Here is a 19,834-nt window from a genome sequence, read left to right as displayed (position 1 = left end):
ATTGGATGAAACGATTCATTATCCTGCCCGGCCTGACTGCGTTTATGGTGTTTCTGTTCACCACAGCTGCGATACGCTCGGCGCAAGCTGTGCCTGCGCAGGAGTCCAAGGGCAACACTGCGCTAGCAGCGGAAGAACCGGCGAGGCCATTCTTGGCGCAGGTTGTCGGCCTGATTTGGTTGAATCCGTTGCAACGCAAGGACTATCCGACCGAATGGCAATTATTGTGGACGCAAGGGCTTGCCGCTCCAAACAAGAATGACGACATGGTGCGCACGAAGCCCCAAAAATATTCGACGCTTCAATCCATTGGCTCCTTGGTTTACGGAAACGATGGCGAGGAAACGTTTAAGGGTTTCTACCATAAATATATGGAGGAATTCCTGGATCTGCTGCGCAACCGCTACGCGATGAACCCATCCTACTTTTACACGGTAAAGCCCGACGATCCCAAGAACTGGCGTGAACTGGCAGGAATTCACGTTGAATTGGCGATTCCCGAACGACTCGAAATCGCCGAATCGAGAGAATTCTTGACCAAGGAGATCAAGTCAACCTTCTTGATCGGAAATCCATACTTCCCGACGATGTGGAGCCGCGACACGCCCCCCGATGTGCAAATCTCCCAAGGCGGCGCAAACGCCGGCTTCACGTCACTGAACAACGCGCTGGAGTACTTGCAGGCGAACCCCGACAAAAGCGTCTGGGCAATGAACTGGGACGCACCGAACTTTCCGCCCACGGATGCGCAGATCAACGAAAACCTCGTCGTGCTGTTCCTCGCCGGCCCGAACTTCAACACCGAGCGCGAACCGCTCGCATGGATCAGCAAGGCGGCAACCGGCAACACGCAAGAGTTCGGGCCGCAAATCGGCACCACCCGTGCCGTGCAAGCGTGGAAGGCAACCATCGACCAGGCGGCCCGCAACGCCGGCATCTCGGTTGCGGACATCGAGTACGTCTTCAACGACGTCGGCAAACCCAGTCACGAAGCGTCATCACGCCTTGCTTCGCTCGCACGAACGCTGACCGAAACCCTTGCGGACTTCGACTACATGAAGCAGACATTCAACACGGCGCGTCTGCTTGGCGACATGGGAACCGGCAGCGCATTGACCAACGTCGCGCTCGCGATCGGCCGCATCAATCACTTCGGCGGCAACGCACTCGTCGCCGGCACGACCGACCCCGAACACCCCGTCGCGGTGATCGTCAGGCCACCATCGAAGCTCACGCCGATCGATCCGACCAAGGACTGGTTCCGCGCACGCGGCGGAAACAATGCCTATCTGCCCTGGTGGGGGCGCCGATACGACGTCAATTACGGGATGCAGGGTTATTCGTGGTAATGACAACGACACGGCGGTGCGATCCGTGCAGCTGAATTCGCGCCGCCGCGTCATCCAACGGAACGACCAAAACGCGCCGCACCAGCCGGGCAGCCGGCGCCGATCAGAGCCGCGCATAGTCCCACGCAACATTCCACCGACGCTACACCGCCAATGCGCAGCGCGCGTCGTCGCGCACGCGCCCCCGCTCAAGGCACCAACCGCGTAAACACATAGTCATGATTCTTCACCCGCGCCTGATGACACGCAAAGCACGTCTGATGCTGACCGAGATCGGCCGGCACGCCGTTGATGAAGCGCCCGAAACCCCACCCGCCCGTCGACGCATAGCGACGCGAGTCCTTCACCATCACCTGCACGGTCGTCGCCGAGCCGGGCACCGTCGCCGGCGCGAACTCGTCGGACTGCCTGCGCTTGTACGCGAGCTTCACGAGGATCGTGCCGTCCGGAAACGGCAGCGTCGCCTGTTCGAGCGCGCGGATCGCGACGGGGTTGCCGAGCACAACGCGTAGTTCGTCGAGCGGCGCGGCCTCTTCCGCTGGCGCAACCATTTCCCACTTCCGGTAACCGGGCGGGATCGTCACACCGTAGATCGGCGACGCGGCCGGCTTCGCTTCATCCGCGAACGCGGCCGGCCCGCTCGACGTCAACGCACCCGCCATCAGCACACCCGCGACGAGCGCATGCCGCGCGCCGCCACGCAAAACGCCAGCCCCCGCCCGCATCACAGATGCTCCACTTGCAGGATTGCATCGGCAAACGCCTGCGGCGCTTCCTGCGGCAGGTTGTGGCCGATGCCGCCGGTGATCGTCCGATGCTGATACTTGCCCGTGAACTTCTTCGCATACGCAGCCGGTTCCGGATGCGGCGCGCCGTTCGCGTCGCCTTCCATCGTGATCGTCGGCACGGTGATCGCCGGGCCGGCCGCCAGACGCCGCTCGATGTCGTCGTATTGCGCCTCGCCCTTCGCGAGCCCGAGGCGCCAGCGATAGTTGTGGATCACCACCGCCACGTGATCGGGGTTCTCGAACGACGCGGCACTACGCGCAAAGGTCTCGTCGGAGAACTGCCACTTCGGCGACGCGAGTTGCCAGATCAGCTTGTTGAATGCATCGCGATTCGCCGCATAGCCGAGCGCGCCGCGTTCGGTCGAGAAATAGAACTGATACCACCACTGGAATTCGGCTTGCGGCGGCAGCGGCTTGCGGTTCGCCTCCTGGCTGCCGATCAAATAGCCGCTCACCGACACCAACGCCTTCACGCGTTGCGGCCACAACGCCGCGATGATGTCGGCCGTGCGCGCACCCCAGTCGTAGCCGCCGAACACCGCGCGGTCGATCTTCAGCGCATCCATCAGCGCGACGATGTCGACGGCGGTGACCGCCTGCTGGCCGTTGCGCACCGTGTCGGCCGAGCGGAACGTCGTCGATCCGTAGCCGCGCAGATACGGCACGATCACGCGGTAGCCTGCCGCCGTGAGCAACGGCGCGACTTCCGCGTAGCTGTAGATGTCGTACGGCCATCCGTGCAGCAGGAACACGACCGGCCCGTTCTTCGGCCCGAGGTCCGCATACCCGACGTTGAGCACGCCCGCGTCGATCTGGTGAATCTTGCCCAGCGACGCAACGCCGGCCGCGCGCTTCGGCGTCGACGCATCGGGCGCCGACTGCGCATGCGCTAGCGAGCCGAACCCGAAGTCCGCGAGACTCAGGCTTGCGATCGCCGTCCCGAGGAGCAGGCGGCGGCGGTTGTTCACGGTATCAGGCATGACTCGTTCTCCATTGTCGATCGCTAAGGAAGGGGGGCCGGCGGCACGTGCGCGCGCTTCGGTATCGCCGTTCACGGGAGCGACGCATGGCACCGCGCCGTCGTGTGAACTGCTTCACCGCTTTTATATCCGAACGGTCCGGATGCTTTGTATCCCAACGTATCTGCGTTCAGGAACGACACACAGCGATTCAAAATCGCGCGCGAAACCGCACGTTTCGGGGCTGCGCGGCACATGCGGGCCCGTGCACCGATGCGTCGGCGCAGGTTTGACGATCCCGGCACGCTGAGCACCGCGACGTAGCCGTCCGCGTATTGCCGCTTCGATGTCGGGAGTCGGTCGCGAGCAGCATCGCGATGTCCGGCGGCACCGTCGCCGGCATGTTCACGTGAATCCCGGCCAGCCCCTGCACGCGCTGCATTGCCATCCGGTGCGAGATCACCGATCCGCAGTCGCCGCCCTGCGACACGAAGCGCGTATAGCCAAGGCGCGCCATCAGCTCGCCCCATGCGCGCGCGATGTGGTCGGATCCCGAGCCCGTCTCCGCCGGACGGCCCGAGAAACCGAAGCCCGGCAGCGACGGCACGACGACGTGGAACGCATCGTCGGCGCTTGCACCATGTGCGGTCGGGTCGGTCAGCGGGCCGATGGCCTTCAGCAGCTCGAAGACCGAACCCGGCCAGCCATGCGTCATGATCATCGGCATCGCGTTCTCGTGACGCGAGCGCACGTGGATGAAGTGAATGTCGAGCCCGTCGATGTCCGTGATGACGCGTTTGTAGCAGCGAAGCCGCCGCAGTCAGGGGGCGACCCAGCCGCCTTCGTAGCCGTCGTCGTTCAGGTCGAACACTGCCCGGCGATGGCCGGTGCGCGCGAGTTCGAGCCAGTCGATGCGCATCACCGTGACGCGGATCAGGCAGAAATTCTGGTAACCGTCGTGATCGGGTGCCGTAGCCGGACTCTCGTTCGCCTCGATGTACGCCTCTTCAGGCGACTCGATCGGCGTGCCCGGCCGCAACGGCGCGCGATACAACAGCAGCGTATGCGGGCGGCTCGACTGCCAGATCGCGCGACGTTGCGCGTCGTCGTCGCAAATCGATGCGACGCCTTCCGCGCGAATCTGCACGAGCGCATCGAGATCGTTCGCGACGATCGCGATACGCGGATCGCGACGCAGCTCCTCGACCTTGGCAGAGCGCACATCGGTATGGAACGACAGCAGACGATCGGCGCGGCACACCTGCCGCAGCACGATCGTGCGCACTTTCGGCGCGCCGTCGAGGCCGAGCGTCGCGGCCTGCAGCATCGTGAACGGCGAGCGCTGCACGCTGACGCCGGACTCGAGGCAGGCCCACAGACGATCGTACGTTTGCGCGAGCGATTCGGAAGCGATATCGGACATGATGATGCGGCGATCCTGCATGATTTGATCGCGTCAGCTTAACCGTTTCGACGGCGGCACCCTCGTCCGCTGCGCGCCACCACGCGGTTCAGTTGTAACCGAGCACGACCGGCGCCGCGTCATTCAAGTCGGTCGAATCCGCGCCGAAGCGGCCGAGCACGTCGGCGACATACTGCGGGCCCGCATTGATCTGCGACGACTTGTGCTCGACGGGACGGATGTCGGCCATGCCCGGCGCTTCGTCCATCCATGCGCTGTCGTTGACGATGAAGTTCATGTATGTCTCCTCACGCGGCGAGCGCCGCACCATACGCGCGCACGAGGCGCGCAACGCCTTCCCGGATCGCGTCGACGTCGGGCGCCGCGAACGACAGGCGCAGCGATGCGGCGTCGACGTTGTCCGCGAAGAACGCCTTGCCCGGCACGAACACGATCTTGTTTGCGATTGCCTGTTGCAGCAGCACATCCGACGACACCGCGCCGATTCGCGCCCACACGAACATCCCGCCTTCCGGACGATGGAACGTGATCGCATCGCCGAAACCGTCGCGCAACGCGTCGCACATCGCGTCGCATTTGCGCTGGTAGGCCGCCGTGATGCGCGGCAGATGGCGCTCGAGTGCGCCGTCGGCGAGATATTCCGCGGCGGTGGCTTGCGTCCACGGCGTGCTGCACAGGTCGACCGTCTGCTTCGCGATCACGCAGCGTCGCGCGATCTCGGCTGGTGCGATCGTCCAGCCCACACGCAGGCCGGGCGCGACGATCTTCGACAGGCTCGCGAAGTGCACGATCCAGTCGCGTGCGCCGTCGACTTCGCTCGCGAGCGCGAGCATCGACGGCACGGCTTCGCCCGCGAAACGCAGGTCGCCGTACGGATCGTCCTCGACGATCAGGAAACGGTACTGCACGGCCAGACGCAGCAGCTTCACACGGCGTTCGCGCGTGAGCGTCGCGCCGGTCGGGTTCGCGAAGGTCGGCACCGTATACAGCAGCTTCGGCTGCGCGATCTCGCCCGATGCGAGTTGCGACGCGAGGCGATCGACGTCGAGGCCTTCGCCGTCGACGGGAATCGTCACGATGCGCGCCTGTTGCAGCCGCATCGCCGACAGCGTCGCCGGGTACGCCGGTTGTTCGGTCAGCACGACGTCGCCCGGCGCGACCATCACGCGCAGCAGCAGGTCGAGGCCCTGCTGCGACCCGGTCGTGACGAGCAGCTCGGCCGGCGTGCAGGTGACGTTGCGGCGCGCCATCAACGCGATCAGCTGTTGCTTCAGTTCGGCGAGACCGTCGGTCGGACCGTACTGCAGGCAGCGGACCGGCTGTGCGTATGCACGCTCGGCGGCCGCGTTCAGGCCGTCGACGTCGAACAGGTCGCTGGCCGGGTAGCCACCCGCGAACGAAATCATCCCCGGTTCGGAGAGGTACTTGAACAGCTCGCGGATCGGCGAACCGGCAGGATTCTGGAATGAGGGCGTGAACGCGTACATGTCGTCGTGAGCTGGATGGCAGGGACGGCCGGGATAGCCGACAAATGCCGCCCGCCGCGGCGCTTCGGTGCACCTCGGCGGTGAATTCGAGCCACGATTGTCGATAGTCATTAACGCGGCGGCAAACGATATCTATGCACTAGGTCTTGCGGTTTGGTCATCAATTGGGGAGAGACGTAACGAATCAGCCATGGCTTCCGGAAGCACTCGCGCTTCCTGTCCACCAGAGCAAGTTTGGATGGTACGGCCCACGTTCCCATTAGTACCGAGACGGGGCGTTGCAGCGACCGTCTTCAATGCCGTGTGACGACGACATCATTCGCAGGCGCGCCCCGCCCCCGTGACACGCCACGGAGGCACGACTTTCATTTGCATCATTCGATGTCGATTTCCAGCGGCACAACGTGGTCGGTCATTTTCGCGCGGGCTCCCGTCGCAGTCCCGACGACGTCCGAACCGCAGCGCCCCATACCCCACAGTCGGTGCTCGTGATCGCCGCTGCGAGCTGACACGCCGCCGCGCCCGGCGCTCGTAGCCCTGCTCCGCGTACGGGTTAGCGCCGCTTCCGGCGAACGCCCGTAACATGTCGGGCAAACCCCATCACGACGGAGTCCCGCATGCCCGCCTCGCTCTCATCGTCACCGCAACCGCAAACCGATCCTGCGCTCGTCGAGCGCATCGACGCGGTCCTGTCCCGCCAGCTCGACACGCAGCGCCTCGTTGGCGCGGTCGTGCTGGTCGCGCGCAACGGCGAGCTCGTCTATCGCCGCGCCGGCGGATTCGCCGACCGCGAGGCGCGCTCGCCGATGCGCGAAGACACGTTGTTCAGGCTCGCGTCGGTGACGAAGCCGATCGTCTCGACGGCCGCGATGGTGCTCGTCGCGCAACACAAGCTGTCGCTCGACGAAGACGTCACGCGCTGGCTGCCCGATTTCCGCCCCGCGCTGCCCGACGGTCGCGTGCCGGCGATCACCGTGCGCCAGTTGCTCACGCATACGGCCGGCCTCGGCTATCGCTTCGCGGAACTCGACGAGAATGGCGTCTATGCACGCGCGGGCATCTCCGACGGCCTGGATGGCGCGACGATCACGCTCGGCGAAAACGTGCGCAGGATCGCGAGCGTGCCGTTGCTGTATGCGCCCGGAACGAACTGGAACTACTCGGTCGCGATCGACGTCGTCGGCGCGCTGATCGAGGCCGTCTGCGGCGTGCCGCTCGGTGAAGCGATCGATGCGCTCGTGCTGCGTCCGCTCGGTGCGCGCGACACGGCGTTCGTCGCACGCGATGCCGCGCGGCTCGCCACCCCTTATGTCAACGACACGCCGCAGCCGCATCGGCTCGCGGAGAACGAGACGGTGCCCATCGTCGAAGGGTTCGTCGGCGTGACCTACGCCCCGTCGCGCGCGCTCGATGCGCAAGCGTTCCCGTCGGGCGGCGCCGGCATGGTCGGCACCGCCGGCGACGTGCTGAACGTGCTCGACACGCTGCGCGCGGGCGGCGGTGCGCTACTGCCTGCCGCGCTGGTCGACGAGATGGGCCGCGTACAAACGGGCGATATCGCGTTGCCGGACCGGCCCGGCGCGGGCTTCGGGATCGGCTTTTCCGTGTTGCGCGACCCGCGGGCGGCCGCGTCGCCCGAATCGGCCGGGACCTGGCGTTGGGGCGGTGTGTATGGTCACTCGTGGTTCGTCGACCGCGCACGCGGGCTCACGGTCGTGTCGCTGTCGAACACGCTGTATGAAGGGATGAACGGGCAGTACACGGTCGATCTGCGTAATGCGGTTTATGGCGCGAGGTAACGCGTGGAATGGGAAAGGCTCCCCCCTGCCCCACACCCGCCCCCGATTACCTAGGTAATTGACACCTATCGACCTAGGTAATTGGCCTCCCTACCATGATTTCCGACGCGAACCCGAGCGCCCACACGTAGAGAGGACATGACCATGACCACCCAGGACGTCGACCCCAAAACACTCCGGCGCGTGATCGCCGCAGCGTCCATCGGCAATTTCGTCGAATGGTTCGATTTCGCCGCATACGGCTTTCTCGCCACGATCCTGACGCGCGAGTTCTTTCCAAGCGGCGACCCGACCATCGGTCTCCTGAAGACCTTCGCCGTCTTCGCGGTGGCCTTCGCGTTCCGTCCGCTGGGCGGCCTGATCTTCGGCGTCATCGGCGACCGCATCGGGCGCAAGCGCACGCTCGCGCTGACGATCCTGATGATGGCCGGCTCGACGACGCTGATCGGCCTGCTGCCGACCTACGCAAGCATCGGCTACTGGGCGCCGTTGCTGCTCACGATGATTCGCTGCGTGCAGGGCTTCTCCGCGGGCGGCGAATACGCGGGCGCGTGCGCGTACGTGATGGAACACGCGCCGCGCCGCCGTCGCGCCTTTTTCGGCAGCTTCGTGCCGGTGTCGACGTTCTCGTCGTTCGCCTGCGCGGCCGTGGTCGCCTATCTGCTCGAAGCGTCGCTGTCGTCGCAGGCCATGACCGACTGGGGCTGGCGCGTGCCGTTCCTGATCGCCGCACCGGTCGGCCTCATCGGCGTCTACTTGCGGGTCAACCTGAACGAAACGCCGGCGTTCCAGGCGCTCGAAGGCAAGCACGACATCGCGCACGCACCGCTGATGGAAACGCTGCACTCGCAGTCGTGGAATATCCTGAAGCTCGGCGCGTTCGTGTCCGTGACCGCGCTGTCGTTCTACACGTTCACAACCTATTTCGCGACGTACCTGCAGGTGGCCGGCCACCTGTCGCGCGGCACGTCGCTGCTCGTGACGGTCCTCGCCCTTCTGTTCGCCGCGGCGTTGTGTCCGGTCGCCGGCCTCTACTCCGACCTCGTCGGCCGCCGCGCGACGATCGCCACCACCTGCCTCTTCATCATCGTGTCGGTCTACCCGGCTTTCTCGCTGGGCGGTTCGGGCGTGTTGTCGCACTCGTTGGTGGGCGTCGCGCTGCTCGCCATCGGCGCGGTGTTCTCTGGCGTCGTGACGGCACCGCTGATGTCGGAAGTGTTCGCGACGAAGACCCGCTACACGGCGTCCGCGATCACGTACAACCTCGCGTACACGATCTTCGGCGGCACCGCGCCGCTCGTCGCCACGTGGCTGATTTCCGTGACGGGCACCAACCTGTCGCCGGCGTACTACCTGATCGCCGTGTCGATCTTCGCGATGATCGGCGGCCTGGCGCTGCCGGAAACGTCGAAGACGACGCTCGAGGATGCCGGCCCGGCAACGGCACGCTCCGCCCAAACCGCGAAGCGCGGCGTCGGGCGCACCGTTTGAGCCTACGTCCGGCTCCTCGAGCCGGCCTGCAAAAAGCATCGCACGGAGCGACACCATGACCAGCCTTCACGACTCCAGCATCATCATCGACGGCCTGAACATTTCCAGATTCGAGCGCTCGGTGTTCGAAGACATGCGCAAGGGCGGCGTCACGGCCGTCAATTGCACGGTCTCGGTGTGGGAAGACTTCCAGAAGACGATCGACAACATCGCGGAGATGAAACAGCAGATCCGCGAATACAGCGAGATTCTCACGCTGGTGCGCACGACGGACGACATCCTGCGCGCGAAGAAGGAGAACAAGACGGGCATCATCTTCGGCTTCCAGAACGCGTATGCGTTCGAGGACAACCTCGGCTATATCGAAGTGTTCAAGGAACTCGGCGTGAACGTCGTGCAGCTCTGCTACAACACGCAGAACCTGGTCGGCACGGGCTCCTACGAACCGGACGGCGGCTTGTCCGGATACGGCCGCGAAGTGATCCAGGAGATGAACCGGGTCGGCATCATGGTCGATCTGTCGCACGTCGGCGCGAAGACATCGTCCGATGCGATCGCATGCTCGAAGAAGCCGGTCACCTACTCGCACTGCTGCCCGTCCGCACTGAAAGCGCATCCGCGCAACAAGACGGACGATCAATTGCGCGAGATCGCGGAAGCCAATGGCTTCGTCGGCGTCACGATGTTCATGCCGTTTCTGCGGCGCGGCGCCGACGCCACCATCGACGACTATCTCGAGGCGATCGAATACGTGATCGACGTGATCGGCGAAGACAAGGTCGGCATCGGCACGGACTTCACGCAGGGCTACAGCACGGAATTCTTCGACTGGATCACGCACGACAAGGGCCGCTATCGCCGCCTGACGGACTTCGGCAAGGTCATCAATCCGGAAGGGATCCGAACGATCGGCGAATTCCCGAACCTGACCGCCGCGATGCAGCGCGCCGGCTGGAGCGAGTCGCGCATCAGGAAGGTGATGGGCGAGAACTGGCTGCGGGTCTTCGGCGAAGTCTGGAACGTCTGACTCCCACAACGCACGGGTCGCCGCCATGCAGCCACAACTACCGATCGACGTCGATCCGGACACCGGTGTCTGGACCACCGACGCATTGCCGATGCTGTACGTCCCGCGCCACTTCTTCACGAACAATCATGTGGCGGTCGAAGCAGCGCTGGGACGCGAAGCCTATGCGTCGATCCTCTACCCCGCCGGCTACAAGTCGGCCTATCACTGGTGCGACAAGGAAGCGAAGCAGCACGGCATTGGCGGCATGGCGGTGTTCGAGCATTATCTGACGCGGCTGTCGCAGCGCGGCTGGGGGGTGTTCAGCATCGTCGATGCCGATCCGGCAACCTCGCATGCGCGCATCCACCTGCATCACTCGTCCTTCGTGCTGGCCCAACCCGACGCGCACGGCAAGCTTTGCTACATGTTCGCCGGCTGGTTCGCCGGTGCGATGGACTGGGTCAACGACACCGCGGCCGACGCGGCACGCAAGGGCCCGCGCGCGTTTTCGTCCGAAGTGCAATGTGCGGGCGAAGGGCACGCGTGCTGCGTCTTTCATGTCGAGCCGCTCGCGCGGCAAGCGCTACAATCGGACCGGAGTGAACCCGCCAGCTAGCCTGGGTCCGAACCCGTTCGGGCCCGTCGACACGATGCCGAACATGACCGACACGATGCCCAGCCTCGACTACGAAGATCTCTTCCGGCATCTGCCGGTCGCGGCCATCGTGGCGAAGGAACGCATCATGGTCGACTGCAACGACCGCGCGTTGCAGCTGTTCAGGGCGACCCGCGACGACATCATCGACCAGTCGTTCGCGAAGCTGTATCCGCAGCAGAAGGATTTCGCGACGACCGGCCGCCGCCTCGCCCCGCTGCTCGCGAAACACGCGGGCTTCAGCGACGACCGCATCATGCGGCGCATCGACGGCAGCCACTTCTGGGTCACCGTGTGCGGCTTCGGCTACAACTCGAAGCGCCCGTTCGAGCTGGCCATCTGGACCTTCACCGACCTGTCGGGCGACACGAAGCATCCCGACGTCACCAGCACGTTGACCGACCGCGAGCGCGACGTTGCCGCATTGCTGGTTCACGGCCTGACCAGCAAGGAAATCGGCAAGGAGCTGAACATCAGCCCGCGCACCGTCGACATCCATCGCGCGAGCCTGTTGCGGAAGTATGAAGTCCGAACGACCCACGATCTTATCGGCCGCCTGCTGGCGTGAGTCGCGCGCGTTCCGATCGTCGTGAGCGTGGTGACGCTGGATCGCGCGCGACAGCGCATGCTCCAGCGCGCCATGTCGCAGGAGGCGGGCTTCCGGCCGTTCGGTCTCTGCAAAAAGGTTCTTCGTGGATTTTGCGTGGACGTCGCTTGCCGACCAGACCCGAAGCGGTCATCAGTCTTGTTCCTGAGCAGTCGTTCGGTGCGGCCGCAATGCCTCCCGTCTACAACAGCGCACCGCGCCAGATCACATTCCCCACAATATCGAGCTGCCCCAACTCCGTCTCCAATGCCGGATAGCGCGGATTGTCCGACAGCAGCGTGACGCGGCCGCCGAGCCCGCGCTGCAGCCGCTTGATGAACAGCGCACCGTTGTCGCGCACGACATAGATCTCACCGTCGGTCACGGTCTCCCGGTGGGTATCGACGACGAGCGTGTCGCCGTGGCGGAAGGTCGGCGCCATGCCATCACCGGCCACGCGGATCGTCGCCAGATGCGCCGGATCGAAGCCGTGCTTCGCGAGCCACTCGCGGCAGAACGCGAGTTGCACGAGCTTGTCCTGCTGCGCATCGCTCAACGGGCCAGCGGCGGCATCGGCGGGATCGCGGTCGCAATAGAGCGGCAACAACGTCAGGTGGTTATCAGGCCAGTCGTCGCGCGGAACGGCATCCATGGCGCCCGCGCCGGTGGCCAGCCATTCGAGCTGCACGCCGCCGGCCTGCGCCAGCGCGATCAGCACGCGGCGCGTGGGCTCGGCACCGGCCAGATATTTATGGAATCCGCTCGTCGAAATGCCGGCGCGCTTGACCAGCGCGCTGGCGCTGCCTGCGCGCGCCACCAGCGCACGCAGCCGCGCCACGAATGCGTCGTCGATCTCGTTGGCCATGCCCGTCATAGGCGGCGTCTCCCAGGTTGTGCCGGAGCGCAGTGTGCGCCATTCGCGTGCGGTCGTAGCGCACAAAATTCGATAACGATAAGAGAAATGATCATTAAGTTCGTGCGCTATCAGGAAATAGAATCCCCTATAGCGAATTACTGATCGATTTTTATTCACTAAAGCGAGGATCTTACCGCATGCGACGACTTGACGACACCCGCCACCGACGAGGCGGCCGATGAGCTTGCGGATCGGCGTGCACCCGAACAACCTGCATCTGCAAATCGCGGCGCTGGCCTGGGCGGAAGCCGCGCCTGTCGACGTGAGATTCGTGCCCTATGCCGAAGGACGCGAGACGGGCCGGCGCCTCGCCGCACGCGAAATCGACCTGGGCGGCACCGGCTCGACGCCACCGCTTCTCGCGCAGGCGGCCGGTGTGCCGCTCGTCTACGTGGCGGTATCGCGGCCGCGCGCGGCGAACGGCGCAATCGTGGTGCGCGAGGCGGGTGGCATCGAGCGCGTCTCGCAGTTGGCCGGCCGCCGTATAGCGTTGCTGGACGGGTCGTTCCACACCTCGTTCCTGGCCGCCGCGCTCGAACGCGACGGCTTGACGTTGGCTGATGTCACGCGCATCGAGCTGCCGCCGGCCGCTTCGTACGACGCGCTTCTCGGCGGCGAGGCCGATGCCTGGATCGCGATGGCGCCGTGGATCGAGCGCGTGCGCGCCGAAACCGGCTGGCGGCAACTGGCCGGGATCGGCGAACACGTGCCGAACCGCTCGGTGTTCTGGGCGCATCGCGAGGTGGCAACCGAGCAAGCCGCCGACATCGCGGCGTTCCTGGTCGCACTCGATGCGCTTGGCGCGTCGATCGCAGCCGACCCCGCACCCTACGCGCGGCAACTGGCCGAAGCCGGCGTCAGCGGTATCGACGCGGCCGGCTGGCGTGCGGCGCTTGCCGATCGCACGTGGGAGCTAGATGCGGCCGACGCCGCATTTCTCGACGAACAACAACGCGAAGCGGACCTGCTGATACGTCACGGCGAGCTGCGTGCGCCGCTCGACGTGCACGCCACCGCACACCCTTGAGCGCAAGCCCGCCCATTCGATTCCCTATTAGAGCCTTCCCATGACGACACCGATGAACGTGTTCTGGTACCTGACCGCGCCTGACGGACATGCACCGTGGGCGCCCGAGGGCGCCCGCCCGATCAACTATCGCTACCTGCAACAGCTGGCGCGCGGATACGACCATCTCGGCTTCACCGGCGCGCTGTTCGCAACCGGCGCCCACGACGTGTGGGTGCTCGGCGGCTCGCTGCTGCCGTACACCGACGACCTGAACTTCCTGCTCGCGATCCACCCCGGCCTGATTCAGCCGACGCTGCTCGCGAAGATGGCCGCGACGTTCCAGGAGTTCTCGAAAGGCCGGCTGCTGCTGAACATCGTGTCCGGCGACGCGAAGATGCTCGGCGCGTACGGCATGAAGATCCCGCACGACGAGCGCTATCTGATGGCCGACGAATACCTGACCATCTTGAAGCGCCTGTTCGCGGGCGAATCGGTCACGTACGAGGGCAAGTACTTCAGCGTAGAGGGTGCGAAGCTCGCGCTGCCAGCCGGCAAGACGATTTCGTTGCCGCCGCTCTGGTTTGGCGGCTCGTCGGAGCCCGCCATCGAGGTGGCGGCCAAGCACGTGGACACCTATCTGTCCTGGGGCGAGACGCCCGACGAGATCGGCCGCCGCGTCGAGCAGGTCAACGCGCGCGCCGCGCATTACGGGCGCACGCTCAGTCATGGCGTTCGCCTCTACGTGATCCTGCGCGACACCGACGAGGCCGCGTGGGCCGAAGCCGATCGACTGCTCGGCCTGATGGACGACGACGCAATCGCCGCCAACCAGCGTTTCGTGGGGAGCAGCGATTCGGTCGGTCAGCGCAGGATGAGCGCGCTGCACGGCGGCAAGCGCCCGAAGCACGCGCGCGAGCTCGAAATTGCGCCGAACCTGTGGTCCGGGCTCGGATTGGTCCGGCCGGGGCCCGGTACGGCGATCGTCGGGTCGCCGGAAACGGTGATCCGCACGCTGAACGACTACGCGGCGCGCGGCATCGATACGTTCATCCTGTCCGGCATGCCGCTGCTCGAGGAGTCCTACCGGTTCGCCGAGCAGGTGCTGCCGCATCTGCCGGTGCGTCGCGCGGCGCCTGTCGAGAAAGCATTCACATGGTCGACGCTGTTCGATCGCGACCTGTCGGCGTTTTCGCCGGCTACCGGCGCGGCCAAGGAGTGACGCGATGACAACGACTTACCCGAAATCACGCGCGCGGCGCGCGTTGCTGGCCGCCGTTGGGGCACTCGCGGCAGGTGCAGGCGCACTCGGCATGATGCTGGCCAGCCCGTCCGTACGAGCCGCCGATGCCAACGGCGACACCACGCTGCGCATCGCCTACCTCAAGGGCACCTCGGACCTGACGCTGGCGAAGGCGAAGGGCACGCTCGAAAGCGCGCTGGCTGCGCAGCACGTCAAGGTGGTGTGGGCCGGGCCGTTTCCGGCCGCCGCCCCCGCATTCGAGGCGCTGAACGCCAACGCCGTTGATCTGACAAGCGGCAGCTCCACCTCGTTCGTGACGGCGATCGCCGGCGGCGCGCCAATGTCGATCTTCGGCTATCAGCCGATGACGGCGCAGAACGAGGCGATCGTGGTACCGGCCAAGTCGAGCGTCCGCACGCTGGCCGACCTGGTCGGCAAGTCGGTGGCCGTCAACCGCGGCGGCACCGGCGAATATCTGCTGGTGCGCGCGCTGATCAAGAACGGCATCGACCCGCACAGTGTGAAGCGCAAATACCTGTCGCCGAGCGACACGGGCGGCGCGTTCGTGGGCGGCAGCGTCGAAGGCTGGGCGACCTGGGACCCGTTCCTGACGATCGCCGAATCGAACTACGATGCGCGCGTGCTGGCCGACGGCCGGGCCATCGGTTCGGACAACGCAATCGGCTATTTCGTGCGCGACGATTACTGGAAGGCGCATCCGCAAGTGGTGCGCACCGTGCTGAAGGTGCTGCGCGACGAAAACGTCTGGACGGCCGCGCATCGCGACGAGGCAGGCCGGATCTGGGCCAAGGAGCTGAGCTTGCCACCCTCGCTCGCCCCGGCACTTGGCGCGCACAATGTCTCGCCGCTGCGCGCCGTCGCCCCGGACGACACAGCACGCATCGCGCGCGTAGCGGCCTGGTATGCGGAGAACGGGATCATTCCGAAAGCGCCCGATGTCCCCGCGCACGTGATCGACGCAGGGCGCTAGCAGGACCGGCGCCGCCTCGCCCGCGCGGCCGGGCGAGGCGGCGTCGAGCCGGGCTATCGCGTCCGGCGGCAGGGCTGGAGATCTCTACCTCACAACAATCAGTAGCTCAAAATTAATGATGAACCACACACGTCAACCGTTTCAACGATCGTTGCGCCGCGTCTTGCCCGCATTGCTCGCCTACGCGGCCGTCGCACCGGCGGCACACGCGCAATCGAGCGTGACGATCTACGGCCTGCTCGACATGTCGATCGACTGGTCGCACTCGGGAAACCGCAACACCGTGCGCGAGCTGTCCGGCGCGCAGACGGGCTCGCGCTTCGGTATCCGCGGTTCGGAGGAGATCGGCGGCGGCAATCGCGTCAACTTCGCGCTCGAGAATGGCTTTTCGCTGAACAACGGCGCGCTGATCGATTCGACGGCGCTGTTCAACCGGCAGGCCTGGGTGGGCCTGTCGGGCCGTTGGGGCGAGGTGCGCATCGGGCGCCAGAACTCGCCGCTTTACGTGCCGCTCGAAGGCAAGTTCGACGCGACCGGTGCCTCCACCATCGCCTCGGGCTTGAACAGCTTCGCGACGCTGTCGGTGCGCGCCAGCAACGCGATCTACTATGGCACGCCCGACCTGTACGGCTTTTCCGCCGTGGCGATGCTGGGCTTGCGCGACGGCTCGACTCACCCGAGCAGCGGCATCAACAACTATCACCTGACAGCAACCTACGCGCGCGGGCCGATCGATCTCGATGTGGGTTTCCAGTCGGTCGACAACGCCGCGAATTCGAGCACGTTGAAGGATTTCTTCGGCGGCGGCTCGTACGATTTCGGCAAGCTGCGCCTCTATGCGGGCTTCCACCACGCACAGCAGAGTGATCGCTCGGTCGACAAGAACGTCTACACCGTATCCGGCGGCTATCGTGTCACGCCGGCAGGTACGCTCGCGCTCGTCTACACGCATTTGCAAGACCGAACCAGCGGCGGGTTGAACGCCGATCACGTGGGCGCGATGGCATCGTATTGGCTGTCAAAACGGACCTGGGTGTACGCGAGCGGCGCGGTGCTCGTCAACAAGGGGCGCTCGGCCTACGCGTTGACGGCCTCGACTACGCCGGGCGTGGCTGTGGCCTATCCTGGCGCCGATGCGCAGGGCGTCGAAATCGGCATCCAGCATCGATTCTGATTGGCCGCGCACGCCGCGTTTCTCGAGATCTTGCTGCAGGCGCTCGGGCCCGAAACGCGACCTTGATCGACATCGCTCGTCTGCAGAACAGCGCGCCACAAAGCCAGCCTGCCGTATCGAGCGACACCGATCCGGCTAAGCGTACTTGTCGCCGACCGTACTGCGAATCGGATGGGTGTCGTAAACGATGACCATCCGTTCGATGAGCCCGGCGACGTCGAACTCGAACACGTCGACGCACTCGAAGCGCGCCACCGCACCGTCTTTCAGGCCCCAGTCGTAGATGAAGTAACCTGTCGCACGTCGAGCCCCGGTCGCGCTGACGCAGATATCGATCGGTGTAATCTTGCTTTCTCCCGATGCGGCAGCGACCTTCGAAAAGAAGGGCTCCGGGTGCATCCAGCCGAGAAATGGCGAGAAAATCTGCGCGTCCGGCGTAAATAGCGCGCAGATGGCGCCGACATCGCCTCGCTCCAGTTCCCGAAGGTAAGCGCGAACCTGTTCCGTATAGAGTGATTCCGACGTTGAGCCCAAAGTTATCCTCCGATCATTCGTTGACGATCCCGTTCGTGCATGAGAACGGGGCACCCGGTAGACGCACGATAGCGACGCACCGATGACCGAACAATCGAAAAATTTGCAACCCGGGTATGCGGCGCATGCATATCCGCTGGCCGCCCTGACGCGGCCCCTCCCGCCGTTGGCAGCGATTCAGTCCTTCGTCGCCGCGGCGCAGCTCGGCAGCGTCAGCAAGGCTGCGGATCATCTGTGCCGTACGCAAGGCGCGGTGAGCCGCCAGATACAGCAGCTGGAAACGCATTACCGGTGCGCATTGTTCGTGCGGCATGCATCGGGCCTGACGTTGACGGCAGAAGGAAACGCACTGCTGACGGTCGCGGTCAACGTGCTCACGCAATTGGTCCGGCACGCGGACTTCCATGCACGGGAGACTTCGGTTCTCACGTTGAAGTTGCCGTCCACGTTCGCCGTTCGCTGGTTGCTTCCGCGGCTGCCGGACATTCATCGCGCGATGAGCGGGACGGAGCTTCGTATTTCGACGTCCGCGGACGATACGCCGGATTTCACGACATCCGACGTCGACGCCGTCATCGTGCGAGGCACGGGACAGTGGACCGGCATGGAAGCGGTACCGCTGTTTCCCGAATGGCTCACGCCGATGTGCGCGCCGGCATTGGCAACCTCATTGCGATCCGTTGCCGACCTTGCGCATGTCGATTTGCTCCATCCGGGGCCCAGCCACGCAGAGTGGAGATGCTGGCTCGATCACGTTGGGGCCCGCCAGATCGATGCGGGACGTGGGCTTGTATTCGATACCCTCGAATTGACGCTCGCGGCATCGATGGAAGGACACGGAATTGCAATCGGCGACCCACGAATGGCAAGAGACCGGCTCCGTGCCGGATCGCTGGTGACACCGTTCGAGGATGTGGTTGAAGACGGCCTTTCCTACTTCCTCGTCTACCCACCCCAACGTGCGGCACAACCGAAAATTCGCGCGCTCGCCGACATCTTGCTACGCCTTGCGCGAGAGGACTGATCGACAGGCGAGCGTCCGATACCTGCGGCGGACGCCCGGCGCGAAGCCGGGCTTGCTGCACCGCGCGATGCAATCGCCATCAGGCCGACGATGCCGCCGACGCGTTGCTGCCCGCGCGCCGGCGATACAGCCCGAGCGTCGCGCACAAGCCGCAGAGCGCAGCGAAGCTCAGCCAGTAGCCGGGTGCGGCCTTGTCATGCAGCACCTGGATCAGATACGTCGACACCGCCGGCGTAAAGCCGCCGAAGAGCGCCGTCGCGAGACTGAACGCCAGCGAGAAGCCCGCGACGCGCACTTCGACCGGCATCACTTCGGTGAGCGCGGCGACCATCGCGCCGTTGTACATGCCGAAGAAGAACGAGAACCACAGCAGCACGATCAGCATGCGCGCGAAGCTCGGTGCATCGGCGAGCCAGGACAGCGCGGGATAAGCCGTGCAGATCGCCAGCACGGAAATCGCGAGCAGCAGCGGCTTGCGGCCGATCCGGTCGGAAATCGCGCCGCCGATCGGCAGCCACACGAAATTCGATGCGGCGACGAACAGCGTCACCATCAGGCTGTCGGAGGTGGACAACTTCAGCACCGACTTGCCGAAGGTGGGCGTATAGACGGTGATGAGATAGAAGGTGGTGGTCGTCATCGCCGTCAGCAGCATGCCGCCGATGACGGTGCGCCAGTTGCGGAGCAGCATCGCAAAGATCTCGCGCGCCTGCGGATGATGCCGCCGCGCTTCGAACGCCGCGGTCTCCTGCAGCGAGCGGCGCAGGATGAACAGGAACGGCACGATCGCGCAGCCGATGAAAAACGGCACGCGCCAGCCCCATGCGCCGATCTGCTGCGCTGACAGCCATTCGTTCAGCCCATAGCCGATGGCCGCCGCCACGACGATGGCGACCTGCTGGCTCGCCGACTGCCAGCTCGTGTAAAAGCCCTTGTTGCCGGGCGTCGCCATTTCCGCGAGATAGACGGACACGCCGCCCAGTTCCGCGCCGGCCGAGAAGCCTTGCAACAGACGCCCGAGCAGCACGAGGGCCGGCGCGAGCAGGCCGATGGTCGCGTACCCCGGCACGCAGGCGATCAGAACGGTGCCGCTCGCCATGATCGACAGCGTGACGATCAGCCCGGTGCGCCGGCCGACCTTGTCGATATACGCGCCGAGAAAGATCGCGCCGAGCGGGCGCATCAGGAAGCCCGCGCCGAACACCGCGAAGGTGAGCATCAGCGACGCGAACACGCTGGTGGACGGGAAGAAGATCTTCGAGATCGATGTCGCGTAGAAGCCGAACAGAAAGAAATCGAACTGTTCGATGAAATTGCCGCTGGTCACGCGCAACACGGCGGCGGCCCTCGTCGTGCGAGCAACGGCGGACGGAGTGGCGCTCGTTTCGGTGCGATTCATT

19 protein-coding genes and 1 pseudogene are annotated in these 19,834 nt (G+C 65.2%); 11 read left to right on the top strand and 9 right to left on the bottom strand.

Going from position 1 to position 19,834, the window contains the following annotated elements:
* Positions 1–5: 5 nt before the first annotated feature.
* Positions 6–1,349 (top strand): virulence factor, encoded by a 1,344-nt coding sequence (locus O1Q03_RS17905; protein WP_269505110.1) that lies wholly within the window; start codon positions 6–8, stop codon positions 1,347–1,349.
* 188 nt (positions 1,350–1,537) lie between these two features.
* Here the strand turns inward: O1Q03_RS17905 and O1Q03_RS17900 are convergent, their stop codons facing one another.
* The 6 genes and pseudogenes from O1Q03_RS17900 to O1Q03_RS17875 form a co-directional block, all read right to left on the bottom strand.
* Entirely contained in the window at positions 1,538–2,074 is a 537-nt protein-coding gene (locus O1Q03_RS17900; RefSeq protein WP_269505109.1) for a cytochrome P460 family protein, read from the bottom strand.
* On the bottom strand, positions 2,074–3,117 hold the full coding sequence (locus tag O1Q03_RS17895; protein WP_269505108.1) for an alpha/beta fold hydrolase: 1,044 nt from the start codon (positions 3,115–3,117) through the stop codon (positions 2,074–2,076). The genes O1Q03_RS17900 and O1Q03_RS17895 overlap by 1 nt, the downstream gene beginning before the upstream one ends.
* A gap of 331 nt (positions 3,118–3,448) precedes the next feature.
* A pseudogene (locus O1Q03_RS17890) lies at positions 3,449–3,910 on the bottom strand (epoxide hydrolase); the annotation flags it as partial.
* Between the two features lie 6 nt (positions 3,911–3,916).
* The gene (locus O1Q03_RS17885; protein WP_269505107.1) at positions 3,917–4,519 is read right to left on the bottom strand and encodes a pyridoxamine 5'-phosphate oxidase family protein; all 603 of its coding nucleotides are present in this window, start codon (positions 4,517–4,519) and stop codon (positions 3,917–3,919) included.
* A gap of 88 nt (positions 4,520–4,607) precedes the next feature.
* On the bottom strand, positions 4,608–4,796 hold the full coding sequence (locus tag O1Q03_RS17880; protein WP_269505106.1) for a hypothetical protein: 189 nt from the start codon (positions 4,794–4,796) through the stop codon (positions 4,608–4,610).
* 10 nt (positions 4,797–4,806) lie between these two features.
* Positions 4,807–6,006, bottom strand: coding sequence for an aminotransferase-like domain-containing protein (locus O1Q03_RS17875; RefSeq protein ID WP_269505105.1), 1,200 nt, complete (start codon positions 6,004–6,006; stop codon positions 4,807–4,809).
* A 617-nt stretch (positions 6,007–6,623) separates the two neighbouring features.
* Here O1Q03_RS17875 and O1Q03_RS17870 point away from each other — a divergent pair.
* The 5 genes from O1Q03_RS17870 (at position 6,624) to O1Q03_RS17850 (ending at position 11,528) form a co-directional block, all read left to right on the top strand.
* On the top strand, positions 6,624–7,805 hold the full coding sequence (locus tag O1Q03_RS17870; protein ID WP_269505104.1) for a serine hydrolase domain-containing protein: 1,182 nt from the start codon (positions 6,624–6,626) through the stop codon (positions 7,803–7,805).
* 144 nt (positions 7,806–7,949) lie between these two features.
* Positions 7,950–9,296, top strand: a complete 1,347-nt coding sequence (locus O1Q03_RS17865; protein ID WP_269505103.1) for an MFS transporter — start codon at positions 7,950–7,952, stop codon at positions 9,294–9,296.
* Positions 9,297–9,351: 55 nt separating this feature from the next.
* Entirely contained in the window at positions 9,352–10,323 is a 972-nt protein-coding gene (locus O1Q03_RS17860) for a dipeptidase (RefSeq protein ID WP_269505102.1), read from the top strand.
* A gap of 25 nt (positions 10,324–10,348) precedes the next feature.
* The gene (locus tag O1Q03_RS17855; RefSeq protein WP_269505101.1) at positions 10,349–10,921 is read left to right on the top strand and encodes a DUF5943 domain-containing protein; all 573 of its coding nucleotides are present in this window, start codon (positions 10,349–10,351) and stop codon (positions 10,919–10,921) included.
* Between the two features lie 34 nt (positions 10,922–10,955).
* Positions 10,956–11,528 carry a PAS and helix-turn-helix domain-containing protein gene (locus O1Q03_RS17850; RefSeq protein ID WP_269505124.1) on the top strand — a complete coding sequence of 191 codons (573 nt, stop codon included), beginning with the start codon at positions 10,956–10,958 and terminating at the stop codon, positions 11,526–11,528.
* Positions 11,529–11,748: 220 nt separating this feature from the next.
* Here the strand turns inward: O1Q03_RS17850 and O1Q03_RS17845 are convergent, their stop codons facing one another.
* Positions 11,749–12,420 carry an XRE family transcriptional regulator gene (locus O1Q03_RS17845; RefSeq protein ID WP_269505100.1) on the bottom strand — a complete coding sequence of 224 codons (672 nt, stop codon included), beginning with the start codon at positions 12,418–12,420 and terminating at the stop codon, positions 11,749–11,751.
* Positions 12,421–12,640: 220 nt separating this feature from the next.
* On the opposite strand from O1Q03_RS17845, the gene O1Q03_RS17840 reads away from it, so the two are divergent.
* The 4 genes from O1Q03_RS17840 (at position 12,641) to O1Q03_RS17825 (ending at position 16,876) form a co-directional block, all read left to right on the top strand.
* A complete protein-coding gene (locus tag O1Q03_RS17840; protein WP_269505099.1) occupies positions 12,641–13,489 on the top strand; it encodes an ABC transporter substrate-binding protein in 849 nt (282 codons plus the stop codon).
* A gap of 40 nt (positions 13,490–13,529) precedes the next feature.
* Complete coding sequence (locus tag O1Q03_RS17835; protein WP_269505097.1) at positions 13,530–14,690, top strand: LLM class flavin-dependent oxidoreductase; 1,161 nt, start codon at positions 13,530–13,532, stop codon at positions 14,688–14,690.
* A 91-nt stretch (positions 14,691–14,781) separates the two neighbouring features.
* Positions 14,782–15,702, top strand: a complete 921-nt coding sequence (locus O1Q03_RS17830) for an aliphatic sulfonate ABC transporter substrate-binding protein (RefSeq protein WP_269505096.1) — start codon at positions 14,782–14,784, stop codon at positions 15,700–15,702.
* A gap of 163 nt (positions 15,703–15,865) precedes the next feature.
* Positions 15,866–16,876: a porin gene (locus O1Q03_RS17825; protein WP_269505095.1), complete on the top strand. Its 1,011-nt coding sequence runs from the start codon at positions 15,866–15,868 to the stop codon at positions 16,874–16,876.
* Positions 16,877–17,011: 135 nt separating this feature from the next.
* Here O1Q03_RS17825 and O1Q03_RS17820 read toward each other — a convergent pair whose 3' ends face one another.
* Positions 17,012–17,410 carry a nuclear transport factor 2 family protein gene (locus O1Q03_RS17820; RefSeq protein WP_269505094.1) on the bottom strand — a complete coding sequence of 133 codons (399 nt, stop codon included), beginning with the start codon at positions 17,408–17,410 and terminating at the stop codon, positions 17,012–17,014.
* Positions 17,411–17,492: 82 nt separating this feature from the next.
* Between O1Q03_RS17820 and O1Q03_RS17815 the strand changes: the two genes are divergently transcribed.
* Entirely contained in the window at positions 17,493–18,434 is a 942-nt protein-coding gene (locus O1Q03_RS17815) for a LysR substrate-binding domain-containing protein (protein WP_269505093.1), read from the top strand.
* A gap of 79 nt (positions 18,435–18,513) precedes the next feature.
* On the opposite strand, the gene O1Q03_RS17810 is transcribed toward O1Q03_RS17815, so the two are convergent.
* Positions 18,514–19,833 (bottom strand): MFS transporter, encoded by a 1,320-nt coding sequence (locus O1Q03_RS17810; RefSeq protein WP_269505092.1) that lies wholly within the window; start codon positions 19,831–19,833, stop codon positions 18,514–18,516.
* Position 19,834: the final 1 nt, after the last annotated feature.

Source organism: Burkholderia sp. IMCC1007 (assembly GCF_027257875.1).
GTDB lineage: Bacteria > Pseudomonadota > Gammaproteobacteria > Burkholderiales > Burkholderiaceae > Burkholderia.
This window is presented reverse-complemented; position numbering and strand designations above follow the sequence as displayed.